This window comes from Bifidobacterium bifidum ATCC 29521 = JCM 1255 = DSM 20456, from assembly GCF_001025135.1.
Taxonomy (GTDB): Bacteria; Actinomycetota; Actinomycetes; order Actinomycetales; family Bifidobacteriaceae; genus Bifidobacterium; species Bifidobacterium bifidum.
This window is the reverse complement of sequence record NZ_AP012323.1, coordinates 814,899-836,828: the sequence shown is the minus strand read 5'-3', so window position 1 is coordinate 836,828 and position 21,930 is coordinate 814,899. Positions and strand designations below refer to the sequence as shown.

The 21,930-nt window shown below is 63.4% G+C and carries 21 protein-coding genes and 1 pseudogene; 4 read left to right on the top strand and 18 right to left on the bottom strand.

Features of this window, described 5'->3' with window-relative positions; genetic code table 11:
• Nucleotides 1-48: 48 nt before the first annotated feature.
• The 6 genes from BBBF_RS03325 to BBBF_RS03300 all read right to left on the bottom strand — a co-directional run bounded on the left by BBBF_RS03325 (nucleotide 49) and on the right by BBBF_RS03300 (nucleotide 5,175).
• Entirely contained in the window at nucleotides 49-1,086 is a 1,038-nt protein-coding gene (locus tag BBBF_RS03325) for a PPK2 family polyphosphate kinase (protein ID WP_003816364.1), read from the bottom strand.
• 168 nt (nucleotides 1,087-1,254) lie between these two features.
• A complete protein-coding gene (locus tag BBBF_RS03320) occupies nucleotides 1,255-2,343 on the bottom strand; it encodes an amino acid ABC transporter permease (protein ID WP_021647970.1) in 1,089 nt (362 codons plus the stop codon).
• Nucleotides 2,344-2,347: 4 nt separating this feature from the next.
• Nucleotides 2,348-3,025 carry an amino acid ABC transporter permease gene (locus BBBF_RS03315; RefSeq protein WP_003819283.1) on the bottom strand — a complete coding sequence of 226 codons (678 nt, stop codon included), beginning with the start codon at nucleotides 3,023-3,025 and terminating at the stop codon, nucleotides 2,348-2,350.
• 1 nt (nucleotide 3,026) lies between these two features.
• Nucleotides 3,027-3,866: a glutamate ABC transporter substrate-binding protein gene (locus tag BBBF_RS03310; RefSeq protein ID WP_014760076.1), complete on the bottom strand. Its 840-nt coding sequence runs from the start codon at nucleotides 3,864-3,866 to the stop codon at nucleotides 3,027-3,029.
• A 15-nt stretch (nucleotides 3,867-3,881) separates the two neighbouring features.
• The gene (locus BBBF_RS03305) at nucleotides 3,882-4,682 is read right to left on the bottom strand and encodes an amino acid ABC transporter ATP-binding protein (RefSeq protein WP_014760075.1); all 801 of its coding nucleotides are present in this window, start codon (nucleotides 4,680-4,682) and stop codon (nucleotides 3,882-3,884) included.
• 94 nt (nucleotides 4,683-4,776) lie between these two features.
• Complete coding sequence (locus tag BBBF_RS03300) at nucleotides 4,777-5,175, bottom strand: YbaK/EbsC family protein (protein WP_231855238.1); 399 nt, start codon at nucleotides 5,173-5,175, stop codon at nucleotides 4,777-4,779.
• Here BBBF_RS03300 and BBBF_RS10750 point away from each other — a divergent pair.
• The gene (locus tag BBBF_RS10750; RefSeq protein WP_229032475.1) at nucleotides 5,161-5,496 is read left to right on the top strand and encodes a histidine kinase; all 336 of its coding nucleotides are present in this window, start codon (nucleotides 5,161-5,163) and stop codon (nucleotides 5,494-5,496) included. The two genes, BBBF_RS03300 and BBBF_RS10750, sit on opposite strands and share 15 nt — an antisense overlap.
• Here BBBF_RS10750 and BBBF_RS03295 read toward each other — a convergent pair.
• The 3 genes from BBBF_RS03295 to hisS form a co-directional block, all read right to left on the bottom strand.
• Entirely contained in the window at nucleotides 5,481-5,870 is a 390-nt protein-coding gene (locus tag BBBF_RS03295) for a response regulator (RefSeq protein WP_003822918.1), read from the bottom strand. The two genes, BBBF_RS10750 and BBBF_RS03295, sit on opposite strands and share 16 nt — an antisense overlap.
• A 280-nt stretch (nucleotides 5,871-6,150) precedes the next feature.
• Nucleotides 6,151-7,947: an aspartate--tRNA ligase gene (aspS, locus tag BBBF_RS03290; RefSeq protein ID WP_021647966.1), complete on the bottom strand. Its 1,797-nt coding sequence runs from the start codon at nucleotides 7,945-7,947 to the stop codon at nucleotides 6,151-6,153.
• Between the two features lie 83 nt (nucleotides 7,948-8,030).
• Nucleotides 8,031-9,425, bottom strand: coding sequence for a histidine--tRNA ligase (gene hisS / locus BBBF_RS03285; protein WP_033509451.1), 1,395 nt, complete (start codon nucleotides 9,423-9,425; stop codon nucleotides 8,031-8,033).
• 88 nt (nucleotides 9,426-9,513) lie between these two features.
• On the opposite strand from hisS, the pseudogene BBBF_RS03280 reads away from it, so the two are divergent.
• Nucleotides 9,514-10,919: pseudogene (locus BBBF_RS03280) on the top strand (DUF349 domain-containing protein).
• Nucleotides 10,920-11,081: 162 nt separating this feature from the next.
• On the opposite strand, the gene BBBF_RS03275 reads toward BBBF_RS03280, so the two are convergent.
• The 4 genes from BBBF_RS03275 to BBBF_RS03260 all read right to left on the bottom strand — a co-directional run bounded on the left by BBBF_RS03275 (nucleotide 11,082) and on the right by BBBF_RS03260 (nucleotide 14,839).
• Nucleotides 11,082-11,396 (bottom strand): ATP-binding protein, encoded by a 315-nt coding sequence (locus tag BBBF_RS03275; protein ID WP_003812543.1) that lies wholly within the window; start codon nucleotides 11,394-11,396, stop codon nucleotides 11,082-11,084.
• Nucleotides 11,397-11,484: 88 nt separating this feature from the next.
• Nucleotides 11,485-11,667 (bottom strand): hypothetical protein, encoded by a 183-nt coding sequence (locus tag BBBF_RS03270; RefSeq protein WP_003822905.1) that lies wholly within the window; start codon nucleotides 11,665-11,667, stop codon nucleotides 11,485-11,487.
• Nucleotides 11,668-11,687: 20 nt separating this feature from the next.
• Nucleotides 11,688-12,041, bottom strand: coding sequence for a hypothetical protein (locus BBBF_RS03265; RefSeq protein ID WP_021647961.1), 354 nt, complete (start codon nucleotides 12,039-12,041; stop codon nucleotides 11,688-11,690).
• A gap of 221 nt (nucleotides 12,042-12,262) precedes the next feature.
• Nucleotides 12,263-14,839 carry an ATP-dependent Clp protease ATP-binding subunit gene (locus tag BBBF_RS03260; protein ID WP_003816398.1) on the bottom strand — a complete coding sequence of 859 codons (2,577 nt, stop codon included), beginning with the start codon at nucleotides 14,837-14,839 and terminating at the stop codon, nucleotides 12,263-12,265.
• Nucleotides 14,840-14,975: 136 nt separating this feature from the next.
• Between BBBF_RS03260 and BBBF_RS03255 the strand changes: the two genes are divergently transcribed.
• A complete protein-coding gene (locus BBBF_RS03255; protein ID WP_003816399.1) occupies nucleotides 14,976-15,971 on the top strand; it encodes a universal stress protein in 996 nt (331 codons plus the stop codon).
• Nucleotides 15,972-16,121: 150 nt separating this feature from the next.
• Here the strand turns inward: BBBF_RS03255 and BBBF_RS03250 are convergent, their stop codons facing one another.
• The 5 genes from BBBF_RS03250 to BBBF_RS03230 all read right to left on the bottom strand — a co-directional run bounded on the left by BBBF_RS03250 (nucleotide 16,122) and on the right by BBBF_RS03230 (nucleotide 21,546).
• Complete coding sequence (locus BBBF_RS03250; protein ID WP_021647959.1) at nucleotides 16,122-17,195, bottom strand: DUF3027 domain-containing protein; 1,074 nt, start codon at nucleotides 17,193-17,195, stop codon at nucleotides 16,122-16,124.
• Between the two features lie 18 nt (nucleotides 17,196-17,213).
• Nucleotides 17,214-17,603, bottom strand: coding sequence for a cold-shock protein (locus BBBF_RS03245; protein WP_021647958.1), 390 nt, complete (start codon nucleotides 17,601-17,603; stop codon nucleotides 17,214-17,216).
• A gap of 116 nt (nucleotides 17,604-17,719) precedes the next feature.
• Nucleotides 17,720-19,483 (bottom strand): sensor histidine kinase, encoded by a 1,764-nt coding sequence (locus BBBF_RS03240; protein WP_021647957.1) that lies wholly within the window; start codon nucleotides 19,481-19,483, stop codon nucleotides 17,720-17,722.
• 196 nt (nucleotides 19,484-19,679) lie between these two features.
• Nucleotides 19,680-20,417 carry a response regulator transcription factor gene (locus tag BBBF_RS03235; RefSeq protein ID WP_003812530.1) on the bottom strand — a complete coding sequence of 246 codons (738 nt, stop codon included), beginning with the start codon at nucleotides 20,415-20,417 and terminating at the stop codon, nucleotides 19,680-19,682.
• Complete coding sequence (locus tag BBBF_RS03230) at nucleotides 20,401-21,546, bottom strand: hypothetical protein (protein WP_021647956.1); 1,146 nt, start codon at nucleotides 21,544-21,546, stop codon at nucleotides 20,401-20,403. The genes BBBF_RS03235 and BBBF_RS03230 overlap by 17 nt, the downstream gene beginning before the upstream one ends.
• A 72-nt stretch (nucleotides 21,547-21,618) precedes the next feature.
• Here BBBF_RS03230 and BBBF_RS03225 point away from each other — a divergent pair, with 72 nt between their 5' ends.
• Nucleotides 21,619-21,912 carry a WXG100 family type VII secretion target gene (locus BBBF_RS03225; protein WP_003812525.1) on the top strand — a complete coding sequence of 98 codons (294 nt, stop codon included), beginning with the start codon at nucleotides 21,619-21,621 and terminating at the stop codon, nucleotides 21,910-21,912.
• The last annotated feature ends 18 nt before the right edge of the window (nucleotides 21,913-21,930 follow it).

The window sequence follows — 21,930 nt, the reverse complement described above, 5'->3', positions numbered from 1 at the left end:
CAGTCTACACGCCGGCGCAGCTCGCGGAATCGACCGGCGGGCGCAAGTTCACCCCAGCAGCCGCCGAACCTCGTCCGGATCGACGTCCGGGTCGAGTCCCGGCCATGTCATGTTCATGTTCTTCAATGTGGTGCGCAGCAGCTCGGAGACCACGGCCCTCGAGTACCAGCGGTTGTCGGCGGGCACCAGATACCACGGCGCAGTCTGCGTGCTGGTCTTCTCGAACACCTCCTGCCACGCGCCCATATAGTCGTCCCAGCGTTCGCGCGCGTCCAGGTCGGACATGTCGAACTTCCAGTATTTGGTCGGGTCGTTGAGACGCCCGAGAAAATGCCTCTTCTGCTCCTCCTGGCTCACGACGAGGAAGATCTTGAGAATCGCGCAGCCGTCGGCCGCCAGCGAACGCTCGAACTCATTGACCAGATCGTACCGGCCGCGCCATTCGGCCTCGGGATACGTGCCGTACACATGCGGCATGACGATGTCCTCGTAATGCGAGCGGTCGAACACCGCGATCCACCCGTTCTTTGGCAGCTCGCGTTCCACCCGCCACAGGAAGCCGTGCCGCGTCTCCTCGTCGGTCGGCTTGCCGAAACCGTGATAGTGGATGCCCATCGGGTCGCCCTGCCGGAACACGTGGCGCACGATGCCGCCCTTGCCGGAGGCGTCCATGCCCTGCAGCACGATGAGCAGCCGGCGGCGCGAGCCCTTGACGCCGTTCGCATACAGCAGCCGTTGATATCGGGCGATCTCCGATGAGCTGAGCGTGATGAACCGTTCAGCGTCATCTCTGCCACCTGGGAAGCCGGGTGTGGAGTCTCCGGCGACATCGTCGATATGCACGCCGTGATGGAACATGAGACGCTGCGCGGGTGGCAGCGACCATACAGCGCTGAGCAGCTCACTGGATTTGGCGGCGTTCGCGAGTCGTTCAGCCACCGTCGTGCTCGATTCGATGGTTTCGATGCGGTTCGTGGCGAGCCGCAGTACCTTGTCGATGCGTTTGTCCGTCTTCTCGGACTTCGCTCCTTTGCCCGACTTGTCCGGCTTATCTGTCTTGTCCGATTTTCCGTCGCCTTTGGCCATGCCCCGATTGTACGTCCCATGCGCCGCCTTGTGAAGCATTTCCGCGGCGGAATATCGAACGGCCGGACCGGCGCATCCCCTGTCGGGGAGTGCCGGCCCGGCCGTTATCGGGTCAGGCTGTGGGACGCTGTCCGCGTATTCCTGCGCGGACCGTAATCTACCGGGTCATTACGCGTCGTCTTCAGCGTTCTTCTGCTCGGCATCGCCCTCATCTCCGCCCTGCGGATCGGGATGGGCCTCGTCGAAGCCCTGCTCGTAGCGCGTGCGCTGCCAGTTGTGGATCGAGGCGTTGCTGCCGCGATGGTGCGCGTGGTATGTGAGCGGCGTGCCGCGCAGGGGGCGCTCCTCGACCTCCTTGGCGACGGCGATCTGGTTGACGTTGGACGGATCCATGATCGCGATCGGCGGAACTGGTTCCGGTTCGGCCGGCGCCGCGGTGCGCTGCTGCATGCGCGACGGCAGCCATTCGGCCAGACGCGACAGCAGCCAGCAGACGATGAAGTACACGACCGCGGCCACGACCAGCGTCTGCAGGATGTTGAAGTACATCGAGCCGAGACGGCGCGACTCCTGCAGCAGATCGGTGTACATGATGATCGATCCAAGCGCGGTATCCTTGAGCACCACGACCAGCTGCGTGACGGCGGCCGGCAACATCGCGTAGACGGCCTGCGGCACCTCGATCTGCATCAGCGACTGCGTCTCGGTCAGTCCCAGTGCGAGCGACGCCTCACGCTGCCCGTTCAGTAGGTTGCCGACGCCGGAACGCACCAGCTCGGCGACCACGGAGCCGTTATACAGCACCAGGGCCAGCACCACTGCCCAGTAGGACGGGCTGGACAGTCCCGCGAACGCGAACCAGCGCCAGAAGAAGATCATCAGCAGCAGTACCGGCACCGCGCGGCAGAACTCCACGACGACCGACGAGATCGCCCGCAGCACCACGTTCGGCAGCAGTCGGCCGACGCCGAACACCAGGCCGAACACCACGGAGCCGACAACGGCGACGATGGACGCCTTGACCGTCATCCACAGGCCGGGAAGATAGAAATCAGTCCACGCCTCACGCTCCAGCGCGGGCTTCCACAGCTCCCAGCTCAGCTGGTTCTCGCCGTCCGGCGGGTTGTGCAGGCGCATCAGGATCAGCACCAGCACGCCGACAAAGATCAGCGCGGCGACCCAGTTGACGATGCGGATGGTGCGACGTCCCTTGGGACCGGGCTGGTCGAACAATACGGAATTGGAAGTATCAGCCATGTCGTCACCTCCGCACGGCGAGCTTGTTGGACAGGTACGTGGTCAGCATGCCGATCGGGATGATGAGAATCACATAGCCGAACGCGAAGATCAGGAAGATCTGCACGATCACGTCCGGGTGGAATTCGATCATCGTGCTCATCAGCGACGACGTCTCCGTGGCCACCGACGCGGCCGCGGCCACCGTGGAGTTCTTCAGCAACGCGATCAGCGTATTGCCGAGAGGCGCGACCGAGCCGCGGAACGCCTGCGGCAGGATGATCTGCGTGGCCGACTGCATGAAGCCCAATCCGAGCGCACGAGCCGCCTCGGCCTGGCCGATCGGCACGGTGTTGATGCCTGAACGCAGCGACTCGCACACGAACGCCGCGGTGTACAGGCTCAGGCCCGTCACCGCCAGCCAGAAGAAGTTCGTGACGAACGTGTCGGAGAACGTGAGCTTGAGCTGCGCGTAGGCGCCCAGCACCATGAACACCATGATGATGGTCAGCGGCAGGTTCTTGAACAGTTCCACGTAGGCTCCGGCGACGGTGCGCAGCGAGGATATCGGCGAGATGCGCATCATGACCAGCACCACGCCGAGAATCAGCGAGAACAGCGCCGACCACAGCGTCAGTTCGATGTTGACCAGGAACGCGGCGGGAACGTCGTACTCGCTGAACAGTTGGATGAATCCGTCCATGCTACTTCTCCCCCTCGGTCGGTTTCGGCGGGTTGTACTCCGCGTTCGGCGTGTACGACGTGCCCTCGGTGTTGTCGGCGATGGCGCGCTCCCAGGAACCGTCCTTGATCATCTCGGCGATGGCGGCGTTGATCTTCTTGGCGAGCGCCGTGTCGCCCTTCTTGATGCCCACGCCGTAGTATTCCTGCGTGAACGGCTGGCCGACGACGCGCAGCTTGCCGCGCGAGGCGGAGGCGAGGCCGGCGAGGATGATGTCGTCGGTGGTGACCGCGTCCACGATGCCGGAGAACAGCGCCGTGGCGCATTCCGCATAGCCGGGCTGCTCCATGAGCTGCACTTCGGAGGCGAATTTCTCCTTGACTGTGGCGGCCGAAGTGGAACCGGTGACCGAGCACAGGCGCTTGCCGTTGAGGTCTTCGGGGCCGTTGATGGAATGGTCGTCCTTGCGCACGAGCAGGTCCTGCCCGGCCACGAAGTACGGGCCGGCGAAGGAGACCGCGTTCTTGCGCTCGTCGGTGATCGAGTAGGTGGCGAGGATCATGTCGACGTCGCCGTTCTGCAGCATGGCCTCACGCTGCTTGGAGGGGGCTTCCTTCCAGACGATCTCGTCTTCGGAATAGCCGAGCTTCTTGGCGACGTACTTGGCCACGTCCACGTCGAAGCCGACGTATGTTCCGGATTTCTTGAAGCCGAGGCCGGGCTGGTCGAACTTGATGCCGATGCGTATCTTGCCGCTTTCGTCGGCGCCGCACGCGGCCAGCGACATCGCGCATGCCACGGCGGCGAGCGCCGCGAGCGCGCGGCGGGCGATGCGCCTGATGCGAGTGTTGAATACCGTCATATGCGTCACGACCAATCAGTGCGTGAGGATCTTCGACAGGAAGTCCTTGGCGCGTTCGGTCTTCGGATGGCCGAAGAACTCGTCGGGCGTGTTCTCCTCAAGGATCTGCCCGTCGGCCATGAACACGATGCGGTCGGCCGCCTTGCGCGCGAAGCCCATCTCGTGGGTGACGCAGATCATCGTCATGCCTTCTCGCGCGAGCTCGACCATCACGTCCAGCACCTCGTTGACCATTTCGGGGTCGAGCGCGGAGGTCGGCTCGTCGAACAGCATGACCTTCGGGCGCATGGCGAGCGCGCGGGCGATGGCCACGCGCTGCTGCTGGCCGCCGGACAGCTGGGAGGGCATCTTGGACGCCTGCGAGTCGACGCCGACACGGGTCAGCAGATCCATGGCGAGACGCTCGGCTTCCTTCTTGTCCATGTGGCGCACCTTGATGGGCGCGAGGGTAACGTTTTCAAGGATCGTCTTGTTGGCGAACAGGTTGAACGACTGGAACACCATGCCGACTTCGGCGCGCAGCTGCGCGAGCTGTCTGCCCTCCTGGGGCAGCGCCTTGCCGTCGATGCGGATGTCGCCCGACTCGATGGTCTCCAGGCGGTTGATGGTGCGGCACATCGTCGACTTTCCGGAGCCGGACGGCCCCACGACGACGAGCACTTCGCCCTTGTTGACGGTCAGGTTGATGTCTTTCAATACGTGGAGGTCGCCGAAGTACTTTTCCACGTGAGTCAGTTCGACGAGAGGTCGTCCTGTGGGTTCATTGCCCGGTACCAGCGGCACCACGGGGAGTATTGCTTCTTGTTTTTCTGACATATTGAGCAGTATAAACTATTGAAGGCACAAGAAGCTCACATTCTCGTCCAACATGCGACTCGCCTGTGCGACTCGCCCGCGGCCGCACGGCGTCTTACTGCCGGGGCTTGCCCAGACCGGGGACGAATCGGACGCCGGGAATATCAGCGAAGATCGAGCCGTCGACCACCAGTTTGGACGGGCGGATGCCGGAGCCGAGATACAGCTTGGGAATCGACAGCACATGCTGGTCGACGAGCAGCGGCCAGTCATCGGGCAGTCCGATCGGCGACATGCCGCCCGACTCCATGCCGGTCGCCTCGACGGCCGCGTCAATCGGCACGAAACTGACCTTGGACACCTCCAGCGTGTGCTTGACCACGCCGTTGAGGTCGGCGTGCGTGTCCGCGGTGACGAAAGCCGCGGCGAATTCGGGCGGTGCCTTGCGGGTCTTGTGCGTGTGCACGACCGAATCTCCAACGATCTCGCCTACGCGGTCATGCGTATCGATCATGACCTCGACGCAGGGCTGCTGGAGGAAGCGGAAGCACAATCGCTGCGCTCCATCGTCATGCGGGCGCTGCATGACACGCATGACGTCATCAACATGCCGGATCGACATGGCAGCGGCTTCGATCGGTACCGGCGGCTGGGGGTGGTCACCGTAAACAGACGCACGATGTTCAAGCCGTATTCGACTCAGTACAATGCACGAAACACGCGCACGGCCTCCGACCGAGCGGCGACGTCGAGCTTGACCTTCGCGTGCCGCACCACCACGGACACCGTCGAATCCGCTATTCCCAGGCGCTCCGCAATCTACGCCGTCGAATAGTTGTCGGCATACAGACCCAACACCTCACGCTCCCGCTTCGACAGTGTCCGGGGCCGTCGCGCCGATGCCGATACTATCGACCCATGTGCCTGTTCCGTGGTCGGGAAACCCGGGAACGGCCGTACTAGGACATTCCGCATGGCTTCGGCGAGTTCCTTCGGCGTCACGCTTTTGGCAATCAACCCCTGGGCGCCCGCATCGATCGCCAGCTGACGGTAATGATCCAACGAATACGATGTGATGCCAAGTACCACGATGTCGGCTGATGCAGCACGAACACGCCGGCAGATCTCGGGACCGGGAATGTCGGTCAGCGGCATATCCAGCATGGGCAATGCGAACCGGTCGTTATCCACGATTCCAATGGTGATCACGATCCCATTGTGCCCTGCCCGACCTCATCGCCCATCATCAGATGGTCGATATGGCATGCATCTGATGTGCTTTGGCCGTCATTGCGTCGCTATGTGCGCGCACTTGTCGTTTCGGCGCGCACATAGGAACGCAAAACAGCAGTTCGGCAATCCTCACGGGTAGCAGGGTGCGGACAACTGCGAAAAAAAACGGCCTGTGTACTGCGCAGACGGATATGCAAAGAGGGCCCCGACCTGTATGGTCTGGGCCCTCCCGTCAAAGAAGACAGCGAGATGTTACTCAGTCTTCGGCATCCGGGTCGTAGTCGACGCCGGTCTCGGCACGCTGCTCGTCACTGATCGGAGCCGGGGCGCCGGTCAGCGGGTCACGACCGCCACCGGCCTTCGGGAAGGCGATGACGTCGCGAATGGTGTCGGCACCGGCGAGGATGGACACGGTGCGGTCCCAGCCCAGGGCGATGCCCGCGTGAGGCGGGGCGCCGAACTTGAAGGCGTCGAGGAGGAAGCCGAACTTCTCCTTGGCCTCTTCGGGAGCGATGCCGAGGACGTTGAGGACGCGGTCCTGAATGTCGTCGCGGTGGATACGCACGGAACCGCCGCCCATCTCCTCGCCGTTGCAGACGATGTCGTAGGAGTCAGACATGGCGTGCTCGGGATCCTGATCGAACTTGTCGATCCAGTCCTTGCTCGGCATGGTGAACGGGTGGTGCATGGAGGTCCACTTGGAGTGGCCGACGGCCACATCATCGTCATCCGGGTCGTCGGTGGGCTTGAACAGCGGGAAGTCCACGACCCAGGTGAAGGCGAACTTCTTCGGATCGAGCAGACCCGCGCGACGGGCGAGCTCCACGCGCACGGCACCCAGCAGCAGCTGGGAGGATTCGCGGGAGCCGGCGGCGAAGAACACGGCGTCGCCGGACTCGGCACCGACGGCGGCCATCAGGCCCTCGCGCTCGGAGTCGGACAGGTTCTTGGCGACGGGTCCCTTGAGCTCGCCATCCTCGGTGAAGGACACGTAGGCGAGGCCCTTGGCGCCGCGCTGCTTGGCCCACTCCTGCCATGCGTCGAACTGACGACGCGGGGTGGCGGCACCGCCCTTGAAGACGACGGCGCCGACGTAGTCGGCCTGGAACACGCGGAACGGCGTGTCCTTGAAGTATTCGGTGAGCTCGACGAGCGGATTGCCGAAACGCAGGTCCGGCTTGTCGGAGCCGTACTTGTCCATGGCATCCTGCCAGGTGATGCGCTGAATCGGCAGCTGCACGTCGTAGCCGGCGGACTTCCAGATGGCGGCGATGACCTTCTCGGCCATGGCCATCACGTCCTCCTGGTCGACGAACGCCATCTCCATGTCGAGCTGGGTGAACTCGGGCTGGCGGTCGGCGCGGAAGTCTTCGTCACGGTAGCAGCGGGCGAGCTGGTAGTAGCGCTCGACGCCGGAGACCATGAGCAGCTGCTTCAAGAGCTGCGGGGACTGCGGCAGCGCGTACCAGGAGCCAGGCACCAGACGGGCGGGCACGACGAAGTCGCGGGCACCTTCCGGGGTGGACTTGATGAAGGTCGGGGTCTCGACCTCGGTGAAGTCCATCTCCTCCAGCGCGTGGCGGGCGGCCTTGGCCATGTCGGAGCGCAACTTGAGGTTGTGCTGCATGGACGGACGGCGAAGGTCGAGGTAACGGTACTTCAGTCGCACATCTTCGCCGGGCAGCTTGTTCTCGGACTCGTTTTCGAGCGCGGTGGACACCTGGAACGGCAGCGCATCGGACTTGGCGAGCACATCGATGGTCTCGACGACGACTTCGATCTTGCCGGTGGCCAGATGCGTGTTCTCGTTGCCGTCCGGGCGCAGACGAACCTCGCCGGTGACCTGGATGACGAACTCGGAGCGCAGCGGGCGCGCCATCTCCTCGTCGTAGATGACGATCTGCACCAAGCCGGAGTTGTCGCGCAAATCGATGAACGCCACGCCGCCGTGATCGCGGCGACGATCGACCCAACCTGCGAGCGTCACCTTCTGACCGACGAGTGCTTCGGTCACCTCGGTGGCATGATGTGTTCTGTAAGCCGTCTGGCTCATGCTTCCTCTTTCTTATGCAATCTATGCAATGGTTTCCCTGCAACGCGCGCCCGTCCCCGGCAGAGGACGGGCGCTGACGAAAATCAGTCGATTACAACGGTTTGCCGGGCATACACAGTATCCGGTTGCCACGACTTGGGATCGGCCGGCTGCTGATCGCCGGTGACGATGTTCTTGACCTCGTCGGATGCCGTGTCGTCGCCGTCCGTCGCGCCGGCCGGGAACCACACATACGGGATGCCAAGCTTGTCGGCATATTTGATCTGCTTGCCAAGTTTGGCCGCAGTGGGCGCGACGTCCGCGGCGATGCCGCGGGAGCGCAGCGTGTTCGCGATGAGATTCGCGGCGGAGCGATCCTGCTCATTCCACACGGCGACGAGCACGGATGCCGGGCAGACGCGGCTGGCGTGCGCTCCGGCGGAGTGCAGCATGTACGACACGAGACGGCTCAGGCCGATGGACAGGCCGACGCCCGGGTACTTGCGGTTGCCCTGCGAGGCGAGGTTGTCGTAACGGCCGCCGGAGCAGATCGAGCCAAGCGACGCCGCCCCGTCGAGGAAGGTCTCGTATACGGAACCGGTGTAGTAGTCGAGTCCACGGGCGATCTTCAGGTCGGCGATCACCGCGCCCGGGCGGATGAGGGCGGCTTCGTCGACGATCATCGCGAGCGTGTCCAGTCCCTGCCGGGCCAGCATGTACGCGGCGGAATCGGCCGCGATGCCGTGCGCGGCGCACAGCGCGTCGAACTTGTCGGCGAGCTCCTTGCCGTCGGCGGCGGTGAGTTCGGCCAGTTCCAGGCAGGCGCGGGCCTGCGCTTCATCGGCGCCGCACGTGTCGACGAGCAGCTTCGCCACTTCGTCCGCGCCGATCTTGTCGAGCTTGTCGATCTCGCGAAGCACTCCCTCGATGTCGGTCAGGCCAAGTCCGCGGTAGAAGCCTTCGGACAGCTTGCGGTTGTTCGCGTGCACGGTCGCCTTGGGTAGGCCGAATGCGCGCAGCTCCTCAAGAGCCGACACCATGACCAGCGGCAGCTCGACCTCGTAATGGTCGGGCAGGTCGCCGTTGCCGATTACGTCGATATCGGCCTGGACGAACTCGCGGAAACGTCCTTCCTGCGGACGTTCGCCACGCCACACCTTCTGAATCTGCCAACGCTTGAACGGGAACGCGAGGTCGCCGGAATGCTCGACCACATACCGGCTCAGCGGCACGGTCAGATCGAAGTGCAGACCCAACCGGTCATTGACCGGCGTGTCGGATTCGTGCCCGACCTCCTGCAGACGGGACAGCAGGTAAATCTCCTTGCTGGTCTCGCCTTTTTTGAGCAGACTGGAGCCCTGTTCCACCGCGCGTGTCTCGATGCCGATGAAACCGTTGAGCTCGAAAACCCTACGGAGCGTGTCGATGACACGCTGCTCCACAACACGTTCAGAGGGGAGCCACTCTGGAAATCCTGATATTGATGCGCCTTTAGCCACGATTCCCTATAATAGGGGAGGTTGCGGAAAAATCCATTCGGATTTTTCCCCAGCCAACGACTACCTTCAAGCTTATAAGGAGCTGGCCATGGCCGACGAGACTGCCACCATATCCGACAACACCACCGAACCCACCGAGCAGGCAACGACGCCCACACCGGCACCGACCCCTGCATCCGCGCCGAAACCCCACGCCCCTTCGCCGGCCGCATTCGCCAAGAAAGCGGTCAAGCGCCCCGCCCCCGCCGCTTCGGCATCCAGCTATTCGGACGCCGAGGTGAAGGCGGCCGAAGCGTTCGGCCGCGTCGACGACAACGGTACCGTGTACGTCAGGGAGGGCGACTCCGAGCGTGAGGTCGGGCAGTTCCCCGACGTCTCCAAGGAGGAGGCGCTGTCGCTGTACGCCCGTCGTTACCTTGACCTCAAGGCCAAGTTGGATCTGCTGGCGAGCCGCCTGCATTCCGACACGGTGAAGTCGCACGAGATCGACGAGACGCTGAAGTCCCTTGAGCAGGAGACCGACAAGCCCGCGGCGGTCGGCGACATGGCCGCGCTGAAGCAGCAGTTCGAGCAGCTGAAGGAGGCCGGCGCCGCGAAGAAGGCCGAGCTCACCAAGGCCCGCAAGGCGGCGATCGCCAAGGCTGTCGAAGAACGCACCAAGATCGTCGAGAAGGCCGAGGCCCTCGCATCCTCGCTGGATGACGAGATCAACTGGCGTTCCACCGCCGACAAGTTCCGTTCCTTGTTCGACCAGTGGCAGCAGCATCAGCGCACGTCCGTGCACATCGACAAGCCGCAGGCCGACGCGCTGTGGAAGCGTTTCTCCGCCGCACGCACCACGTTCAACCAGGCCCGCCGCAAGTGGTCGCAGGCCCGCGACGTCGAGCGCGCCCATGCCAAGGCCGAGAAAGAGGCGATCATCGCCGAGGCGAACCAGCTGAAGGACTCGACCGCATGGGGCGAGACCTCGCGCCGGTTCAACGAGTTGATGGACCGTTGGAAGCGGGCCGGCCGCGTCGGCCGCAGCGATGACGACGCGCTGTGGGCGCAGTTCCGCAAGGCAGCCGACGAGTTCTTCAACGCGCGTCAGGCCGACCGTGACCAGATCAGCACCTCCGAGAAAAGGAGGAGCTGCTGAAGAAGGCCGAGGCCCTGGTACCCGTCGCCGACGAGGCCGCCGCGAAGAAGGCGCGTCAGGCGCTGGGAGCCATCCAAGACGAGTGGGATCAGATCGGCTATGTGCCGCGCGACGACATGCGCCGCATCGAAGGCCGTCTCGACGCCGTCGACAAGCAGATCAAGGCCGTCGAGGACGCCGCGTGGAAGAAGACCGATCCGGAGGCCGACGCCCGCAAGTCCAGCTTCGAGGAGCAGCTGACCGCTCAGCTCGCCGAGCTTGACGAGAAGATCGCGACCGAGTCCGACCCAAAGAAGAAGGCCAAGCTGGAGGCGGAGAAGGCCACCAAGGAGCAGTGGCTCAACGCTATCAAGTAGGCCGATTCGCTGTCCGGCCCGGTGTGTCGGCCGGCCGCCGTCGTCAGGACGGTCGGCCGACACACCGATTACCGGCTGTCATCGTCTCGTTGGCATGGGCGTCAGGGAATTCTCCCCGGCGCTCTTTTTTGTATTACGACACCGCGGACGCTACGACAGTGGTCAGGTTTGATGCGATAGAGGCACACGGGCATACAGCATCCAAGTGCCGTCCTCGACCTCGGTGCGCAGCATGCCGCCGATATGGAGCAGTCTGTCACGACACAGGCCAAGTCCCATATGTGTGGAGACCGCCGTCTCACTTTTATCGGCCGGATGAGTCACGGAATTGTACTGGGTGACTTCTGCGACGTCATCGTGAAGCATCACGCTGCAATCGAATTCGCAACCTGCCGGGCAATGCCGGATGATGTTATGGGCGATTTCATTGAGCAGCTCGCCAAGCAGCGTCATATGATCGGGGTCGATGTCTTCCATGAGTCCATTGTCGTGCAGCGCGAACCCTCCATGGAATCCCTTGCCGGCAAGCTCTTCTCGAAGAGCGTCACATAGTCGACGCAACCGATCAACGGATACCGCGTCCGCCCGAGTCGTGCACCTGCGTGGCGTAATCGAGCGTCTGAGCGTGATGTTCCTGACGCTCCCGCTCCAGCATGCGCTCATGCGCCTGCTCACGGGTCTGCTGCCGACGCATCATCATACTGAGCAACAGGCCAAGCAGACCGGCGAATACGATGATAGCAATCATGAATAGGCCGTTCGTTACATTCAGGTATGACAAACCACCGGCCATATGAATTGCATGAAGCAGCTGCTTTTCCGGAAATATGTCACGGTTGGCTTCAGCGGGTTGTTAGCTGTCGTGGTCATGAGACTTATCTCGGAGCCGGTCGCCTCGGCAATCTCGGCGGCCTTGAATTCTTCGTTCTTGAGCCTGTTCTTATACTCCTGCACATACTGTGCGGGAATGTCGGCGCTGACCATCCTCTCAGCGTCCTGTACCAACACGACGGTGACCAACTCGTTTTCGGGAGAAGTTCCGTCTGCGTGTGCAATTGGTATCGCACATGTCATAGCACAGGCCAAAGTAATGATCGCGGCCAGATACTTTCTGACCAACACTTCGTTGTGTCGGTTTCCACTGCAGGACGGAATCGCATGGTGGGAGTATGAGCGCGGGTGATTTGCCGTCCTGAGGACGGCATGAGTGGGAGGATATTGCAGACCACCCCCAGTCGCTTCGCGACAGCCCCGCCAGCGGGAGTCAATTCACGCCCCCGCTGACGGGGCTGTCGAGTGTAGCGAGACTGGGGGTGGTCAGTCGGCGGTCAACCGGTACCCGATCAGGCCTCCTGCGAGGCGGGAGCGGCGTTGTCAGCCGACTTGTCAGCTGACTCCTCCGTTGCCGGCTCCGCAGCCGGCTCGTTCTCGGGCTTGGCGTCGTCGAACTGTTCGCCGCGGAAGGTGAACTCGCCGAGGATGCCCTCGCCTTCGGAGTCGACCACCACGCGCTGACCGTCTTCGAGTTCGCCCATCAGGATCTTCTCCGAGATGGCGTCCTCGATGTCGCGCTGGATCACGCGGCGCAGCGGACGAGCACCGAGCAGCGGGTCGAAGCCCTTCTGCGCGAGCAGGTCCTTGGCGGCCGGGGTGAGCTCCAGCGACATGTGACGGTCGAACAGACGGTCGTTGAGCTGCTTGATGTCGAGGTCGACAATCTGACGCACCTGCGGCTCGGTGAGCTGACGGAACACGATGATGTCGTCAAGACGGTTCAGGAACTCGGGACGGAACTGCTGCTTGAGTTCGGAGCTGACCTGATCCTTCATGCGCTGGTAGCTGGACTCCGCGTTCGAGCCAAGGTTGAAGCCGGTGTTGGCGGCCTTGGCGATGTCGCGCGTACCTAGGTTGGTGGTCAGGATGATGATGGTGTTCTTGAAGTCCACCTTGCGTCCCTGACCATCGGTCAGGTGACCGTCGTCCAGCACCTGCAGCAGCGTGTTGAAGATGTCCGGATGGGCCTTCTCGATCTCGTCGAACAGCACGACGGAGAACGGCTTGCGGCGCACCTTCTCGGTGAGCTCGCCACCCTCCTCGTAACCGACGTATCCCGGAGGAGCACCGAACAGACGCGATGCCGCATACTTCTCGGAGAACTCCGACATGTCCACGCGAATCAGCGCGTCCTCATCGTCGAACAGGAACTCGGCCAGCGCCTTGGCCAGCTCGGTCTTGCCGACGCCGGTCGGGCCGGCGAAGATGAACGAGCCCGCAGGACGCTTCGGATCCTTGAGGCCCACACGAGTGCGGCGAATCGAACGGGACAGCGCGGAAACCGCTTCGTCCTGGCCGATGATGCGCTTGTGCAGCTCGGACTCCATGCCGAGCAGCTTCTTCGACTCGGCCTGGGTGAGCTTGAACACCGGAATGCCGGTGGTCGAGGAGATCACCTGGGCGATCACATCCTCGTTCACGACCATCTCGACATCGGACTCGCCCTCGCGCCAGGAGGATTCCTTCTCCTTGCGCTCCGCTTCCAGCTTCTCCTGGTTGTCGCGCAGCTCGGCGGCCTTCTCGAAGTCCTGGTCCTTGATGGCCTTGTCCTTCTCGGCGGCGACTTTCGCGACCTTCTGGTCAAGTTCCTTGAGCTCGGGCGGGGCGGTCAGGCGCTTGATGCGCAGCCGCGCGCCGGCCTCGTCGATCAGGTCGATGGCCTTGTCGGGCAGGTTGCGGTCCTGGATGTAGCGGGACGACAGCTCCGCGGCGGACTGCAGCGCGCCGTCGGTGATGGTCACGTGGTGGTGGTTCTCGTAGCGCGAGCGCAGGCCCTTGAGGATTTCGATGGTCTCCGCGATTGTCGGCTCATGCACCTGAATCGGCTGGAAACGACGTTCCAGCGCCGCGTCCTTCTCGATGTACTTGCGGTACTCGTCGGTGGTGGTGGCACCGATGGTCTGGAGCTCACCGCGAGCCAGCATGGGCTTGAGCATGTCAGACGCGCCCAAGGCGCCGTCCGCCGAACCGGCACCGACGATCGTGTGAATCTCGTCGATGAACAGCACGATGTCGCCGCGCGTCTTGATCTCCTTGAGCACCTTCTTGAGGCGTTCCTCGAAATCGCCGCGGTAGCGCGAGCCGGCCACCATGGAGCCCAGATCCAGCGAATAGACCTGCTTGTCCTTCAGCGTCTCCGGCACGTCGCCGGCGTTGATCTTCTGCGCGAGGCCTTCGACGACGGCGGTCTTGCCGACGCCCGGCTCGCCGATCAGCACGGGGTTGTTCTTCGTGCGGCGCGACAGCACGACCATGACACGTTCGATCTCGTTGGTGCGCCCGATCACCGGGTCGAGCTTGCCCTCGGCCGCTTCGGCGGTCAGGTTGCGCCCGAACTGGTCCAGAATGGCCGAACCGGTCTGGCTGCGCTTGTCCTGCACGCCGCCGGCGTTGGCCAGATCGCCCTTGCCGGAGGCATTGGCGCCGCCGCTGTTGCCATGGATCATGTCGATAGTGGCCGAACGCAGTTCGCCCAGGTCGACATCCATCTTGATGAGCACCTGGGTGCCCACGCCCTCGCCTTCGCGGATCAGGCCGAGCAGGATGTGCTCGGTGCCGATATAGCTGTGACCGAGTTGCAGCGCCTCGCGCAGACTCAGCTCCAACACCTGCTTGGCGTGCGGAGTAAAGGGAATGTGCCCGTTGGGGGCGGCATTGCCTTTGCCGATCATCTCCTCGACCTGCTTGCGGGTGTCGTCCAAGGTCACTCCCTTGGATGCGAGCGCCTTGGCGGCGACCCCCTCACCTTCGCGGATCAGGCCGAGCAGCAGGTGTTCGGTGCCGATGTAGTTGTGCTGGAGAGTGCGCGCCTCTTCCTGCGCCAACACGATCACGCGCCGTGCACGGTCGGTAAACCGTTCGAACATGCTTGTCCTTCCATCTCGATAGTCCACACCACTCTACCGATTCGCGATGACGTTTATGCCTTTCCTCGCGATAATTGCGCTCATAACGCAATGAAAAACGATATGCTGAATATAACATGCCAACAAGGAGGATGTCATGACGCAACCAGATGTGAACATCGAGTCCGAGCCGCGGACGTCGGACGGAGCCGGCGACATCGTCGTTGGGGTGGACGGCTCCGAGGAGTCGTTCACGGCCTTGCAGTGGGCGCTCAGGGAGGCGTCCTTGAGCGGCAGGGCGGTCAACGCGGTCTATGCGTGGACGCATTCGTGGGATATGGGAGCCCAGCCGGACAATCCCGACGCGTGGGAGAAGGCGAGCAAGGCCATCACCGAGCAACTGCTGGATTGGGTGAATGAGGCGAGCGCCGGCATCGCATTCGACCCGGATAACCTGAAGCTCACTTCCGTGCACGCCTCCGGCACGACTGGACTGCTGCAGATCGGAGCGGATGCCCAACAGATCGTCGTCGGCCGCCGATCCCTGGGTCGTGTGACCAGATGGTTCGTGGGGTCGCTGTCGTCCTCCCTCGCCGAATCCGCCAAGGTGCCGGTGACGGTGGTCAGGATCGCCGGCAACGAGGACAAGAGCGTGCAGGATGATATCGCGCATTCGCTCGCCCCCGGTATGCCGATTCACCATGATGACGATGAGCTGGCCGCGGCCAAGGGCAAACGTCCGGTGGTCGTCGGCGTGGACGGTTCCGAGACGTCCCGTCATGCGTTGCGGTTCGCCATTGATTTCGCCGCGCTGCATCACGCCCCACTGCAGGTCATGTTCTGCTGGCAGCTGAAGGATCTGGGCGAGGTACCCGGCTATGAGAACGCGATCGCCTCGATCGGCGCCGGTCAGGATCACGCGCAGGACATCGTCCGTCGCATGATCGAGCAGGCCGATATTCCCGACGGGCTTCAGGTGACGGGCAAGGCGTTCCACATCGCGGCGGCCAAGGGCCTGACCACGGCATCCCGGTTCGCCAGCCATCTGGTCGTTGGATCCCGCGGCCTGAGCGGCTTGGACGCCCGTTTCCTCGGTTCCGTGTCGAGGCAGATCCTGAACTTCGCGGAGTGCACGGTCACCATCGTGCACTGAGCGCCATCGCGCGCTGGCCCGGATGCGCAACCCCGGATATAGACGAATCGCCTGTGACACCGCTTCGCGTGGTGTCACAGGCGATTATCGTTCCATCGTCATTCCGCCATTCGGTCGCCGTGACGTTGCCCGTGTTGCAGGCGATTCGGGTCAGCGCGTTTCAGGCAGCTGGGATTTGAGGATGATCGTGCCCTTGGGCACGTCGAACGGCAGGCCGGCGGCACCGAGCTTCTCGATCAGCTCCACTTCGCCGCGCTCGTCCCGCGGCGCCTGCGCGATGACATCGATATGCAGGTCGTCGAACGCGGGCTTGGATTGAATCCACATGTGGCTCGGCTCGGGCGGCTCGATTTCGGAATGTTCGCCGCATCCGTGGTCGAGCGAGACGACCTTGCCGTCGTCCGGGCTCCACTTGTTCGCGCAGACGCCGAACATTTCGCTCAGATCGCCCTGCAACGCGACGAAGAACCCGCAGGTGGAGCACAGATTGCCCGACGCGGTCTTGGTGGACAACGACTTGGGGCCGCGAGGGCCCTCATACCAGCGCTGCGCGGTCTGGGCGCGGCCCAGCGGGGACAGCACATGGCGGCGGGACAGATCGAATGCGCTCACCGCGTCATCGACATCCTCCGCAGCTGTGGTGGGCTGAGCGTCCTGGGACTCCACAGGTTCGCTGTCGGGCGCCTCAGAATCCGATGCTCCGGTATCCGATGCCTCATCCGCGGCATCGACCTTGCCCGGGGCCCCGGCCGCTTCCACGTCCCGTGCATCCGAAACGCGCGTGTCACCGGTCTCGGCTTCGGCGGTCGCCCGGAAACCTTCCTCCAACCGCGGGTCATCCGGGTCGGTGCCGATGGAGTCGGTCACCGACAGGTCGGCCGGCAGCAGACGGTCCTTCCATGGAATCCATTCCGGAGGGCGCAGCGCCTGTTCCATGGGAATAAGCGTTGACTCGTTCACCGTCCACGTGTCGCGTTCGACATCGTGGAACATCGTCACGGACCACTGCCATCCCTCGTAGCCGCGCATCAGCGAGACGAACCGGTAATCGGTGATGCCGTCACCGGCGTCGATGGCCTCGACGAACTCTCCGACGCCGTTCTCGTCCTCGGCAGCCTCGACGGCCATGGCACGGGCAGCGTCTTTCGGGTCGATGGAGGCGATGGGCGAATCCGCGATACCGGGTTCGTCCACAACCGTCTCAGGCATGGTCGTTTCAGGCATGTACTATCCCCTGTCCCCTCATTCCTGCACGTCGAAGCTGTCAGCCACGCCACGCAGCAGTGTGGCGAGCTTCCGGCTGTCGGCGGCGGAGGGATACCGATGGCGACGCAGCTCGTTGCCCGCGGAATCCAGCAACTTGATAAGGTCCTCCACGATGGCGGCCATATCATCCGGCTTCGGGCGGGTCGCCTTGACCAGGGACGGCACGGATGCGGCCAGCGTCACGCCCATGGCCTGTGGCCCCTTGCGGCCGTCGATCACGGAGAACTCCACGCGGGCGCCTTTGCGCAGGGTGGTCACGCCATCCGGCAGAGCCGCTGCGGGCAGGAACACGTCCTCGCCCTCGTCGTTCGTAATGAATCCGAATCCCTTTTTCGCGTCGAACCAACGTACGCGCCCACTGGGCATGGCACACCTCGTTACTCGTCGGACCGGCAGATTCTCGATCTGCTCATGAATACATCAAAGTATCAGTTTACCTCAATGCATGAACGCACGGCACGCGGCAGCGCACCGGACGCGAATCACTCGCTCTTGTGCTGCCGCGCCTGCTGTTTCTCCTGCTTGGCTTTGTTGCGTTCGGCCTTGCGTTCCGCCTTGGCGTCCTGAGGGGGTTCGTCCACGGCGATCTTCGGCTCCAGCGGCGCTATGGGCAGCACCACCGTGAGCGTGAGGCCGCCGCCCTGGGAGTCGGTCGCGCAGATGAAGCCCTTGTGCGCCTTGACCACCGACTGCGCGATGGCCATGCCAAGCCCGGTGCCGCCTTTGAGACGCGCCCGGGACGGGTCCGCGGTGTAGAACCGCTCGAAGATCTTGGAACGGGAGTTCTCGGGCACGCCCGGACCATGGTCGCTGAAGCGGATCACCGCGTAGTTCATGCCCATCTGCATGGAGCGGCTTACGTCCACGGCTTCGATGAAGTAGCGCATCGAGGCGTCATTCGCGGACATGTGGGCCAACGATTCGGGGCTGATCGACGCGGGCATGACGCCGACGGATATCTCCACCGGGGAGTCGGCGGGCGTGTAGCGGTGGATGTTGCCGACGATGTTGGTGACCACCTGCCGCAGCCTCGACCCGTCGCCTTTCAGCGTGACATCGGGCAGCGGGCCTTCGACGAACTCCAGATCGGCCGGCTCATCCCCGTTGCGCGGCTGGAATGTCAGCGTGCCGCGGCGAATCTCACGGCCCGGATCGAGCGCGTGCAGGTCTTCGGTCGCGTCCGTGACCAGCGTGGTCAGCGGCACCTGCTGGGTGATGTCGATGCCACGCCCCTCGTCGAGGCGCGCCAACGACAGCAGGTCCTCCACCAGTACCGTCATGCGGGTGTTCGAATCCTCGATATGCGAGATCGACTCATCGGCGCGTCCCAGCGCACCCGGCAGGTCACGCTGCATCTTGTATAGCTCCGCATACCCGTGGATCGCCGCGAGCGGCGTGCGAAGCTCATGGCTGGCATCGGAGACGAATCGTTTCATCTTCGCCGTGGTCTCCTCCTGCTCGTGGAAGCTCTGCTCTATTCGGGTGAGCATGGCGTTGAGCGAGACCGACAGCGAACCGACCTCCGTGTTCTCCGGCGCCGGGGGCACGCGTTGTGTGAGGTCGCCGGCGGCGATCTTCGCGGCGGTCTTCTCGATGCGCTTCAACGGAGACAGTGTTCTCTGGGTCATCAGCGTGGCCAGCAGGGCGCCGAGTATGACGATGGCTACGCCGACGATGATGCAGTAACGGGTCAATGTCTTTACGGTGTCAAGCTGGTCGCTCAGCGACAGACCGATGTAGCATACGCCGCCGGGCTTGCCGTCCTCATCGGTCCACGGCAGCGCCACGACGCGCCACGGCGATTCGGCGGTGGACAGCGTGGAATGGTCCACGCTCCGCCCACTCAACGTCACGACGGCGTTGGTGGTGAACGACTGCTGGAGCTGCACGCCTCCGCGGCTGCCGTTCATAGGCAGCAACGGCATCGAACTGACGCCGTCCTTGAGAGTGGGGACGATGGCGTTGCGCAAGATGGTGTCGTCGCTGTTGCGGATCTGCACGAAGTAGCTGTACAGCAGGCTGCTGCTGGATTTCTCGGCGTTATTCTGCTGGCGCATGGTATTGATGTTGTTGAGGACCAGTTGCGCCTGACGGAACAGCTGCGTGTCCGTCTTCTCCAGCATGTAGTTGCCGACCAGCTGGCGCAACGTCAGTGATATACCGGCCGTACCCACGATCAGCAGGATGACCGTGCACGCCACGATCTTGGTGGCAAGCGGAACGGCGTCCAGGCGCCCGACGAACATCGATTTCAGTGTCGCCCACACACCCTTGGTATGGGTCGCACGCTTCTGGCTCGCAGGGGCGGCTGTCGGCGGAGGTATCTGCGCGGTTCCCGGGGTCCCGGCCGTGCCGGTCGGCACGGTTCCCGGTGCCGGGGCCGGGCCTGCGGCGGTTCCGTCACCCGTCGGCGGAGGTGTCTGTGCGGTCATCGCGCCCGCCTCACGCCGAGACTCTGGGCTCGCGAATCATGTAGCCGATGCCTCGCTTGGTCTCGATCAGCGGGGTGACCTTGTGCTGTTCACCGTTGTCGTCGGTCACCATGATGCCGTCGACCTTCTTGCGCAGGTACGAGATGTACGACTCGACGATCGCCGCGTCACCGCCCCAATCGTATTGCCAGACGTGATCGAGGATCTGCGCCTTCGACAGCACACGGCCCTCGTTGTCCATCAGGTAGCGCAGCAGCTTGTATTCGGTCGGGCTCAGATCGATCGCATGACCGGCGCGGGACACATCGTGCGAATCCTCGTTGATCTCAAGGTCGCCGACGCGGATGATCGGATCGTCCTCCACCTGCTCACGGGTGCGACGCAGAATCGCGCGGATGCGGGCCACGACCTCCTCCAAGCTGAAGGGCTTGGTCACGTAGTCGTCGCCTCCGACGGTCAATCCCATCACCTTGTCCTGCGTGTCGTCGCGGGCGGTGAGGAACAGCACGGGGGCGCCAATGCCCTCCTGCCGGATGCGGCGGGTCACGGTGAATCCGTCGATGTCAGGGAGCATGACGTCGAGGACGATCAGGTCGGGCTGGGTCTTCTCGATCACCTCGATGGCTTCGGAGCCCGATGCGGCGGTGGCCACATCGAATCCGGCGAAATGCAGGGATGCGACGAGCAGTTCACGGATGGACGGTTCGTCGTCGACAACAACAATGGATGCTTCAATCGGCTTGCTCATGGTTACCAGCTTGACTCGATGTTCTGGATGTTTCCTGAACACCATCTGTGTCTTGCGGGACAATGGACGCCAGCCACGCGTCGAAACGCTCCCGGGAGCCTTCGTCGGCGGCTTCGTCGGTGTTGCCCGGCTTGGGCGCGGTGGCGGCCGACGACGTTCCGAACCGCTTTCCGCGCCGGGATGCCTCCCTCCGTTCGCGGCGCGTCATGGGTACGGACGGAGCGGACTGCCCGTCGGATTCACTTGAAGCGGACTGCGGCCCGCCGCCGTCCTCCGCCGGGGAGTCCGACTCGGCTGCATCACCCTTGGAGCGCCGCTTCTTGGCGGACTTGCCCGTGTCTTTCTTCGTGGCTTTCTCTGTGGATTTTCCTGCGTCCTTCTCGGCATCCGGCTGCTTGCCCTTCGTATCGCGACGACGGCGAACCACCGTCACGACGCCGATGACGATCAGAACCACCAGCACGCCGCACATCACGGATATGCCCACCCATTTCCACACCGTGCCGCGCTGCGCTGTGGTCGTCTTGATCGTGGCGATGGAATCCATCATGGCGATCGCCGAGCCGGACCAGTCGGGGTTCCTGCCGCTGACCGGCCCGTAGGCGCTTTTCAGCAGCTGGTCCGACGTGGTCTTGTTGTACAGCCACGATTCCGAGTTGCCGGAGACGGCGACCACGAGCTTGCCGTCGTTGAGGGCCACGGCCAGCAGCACGGTGTTCGGTTTGGGGTTGGTGGCGTCCAACGCCTCCTGCGCCCATTGGTCGGGGTCCTCTACCCCCTCGAAATGCAGCATGTATGACAGCTTGACCGACACGCCGGTGCTGTCGTAGGTGCTGGATATGGCGTCCGTAACTTTCGTCAGATTGGAGCCGAGCACGTTGTAGGGATCGGTTATGTCCTGGGAGAACGTGGCCTGCCCCTGGTCCGAGGACGACGAATCGTCCCCGGCGGCGTATGCGACCGCACCGGGCGAAGTTATCCACATTGTTATGACCAGCACCGTCAAAACCGCGGAAAACAGCCGTTTCCACAGAGAAAATCCGTCGCGCGACACGCCGATAACCCCCAAAATGGCCGAGCCTTCGACCACATCATCCGTTTTTCCGTATCTCATCGTTCGCAATGTCATATCCTCCACATTACCGGCCGGACGCTTCAACGTCACCGGGCGAAAACAGAACAATACAGGAAAGGAACAACCATGCCCCAATATCAAGTGGATTCCGAACGGATCCAATCCTCCTCCGCCGCCGTTTCGGCGTCCATCGCCGCCATCCGGCAGGCGGTCAACGGAATGTATACGAACCTCAACGGTCTCCAGGACGCCTGGCGTGGCGGTGCCGCCACACAGTTCACTTCGGTGAGCGCGCAGTGGCGTGCGGCACAGCAGCAGATGGAGGCGTCGCTGGAATCCATCCAGCAGGCGCTCACCCAGGCATCCACCGTCTACGCCGACGCCGAAGCGCAGGCGTCCCGACTGTTCGCTTCCGGCTGAACAGTATCACGGCGGTGA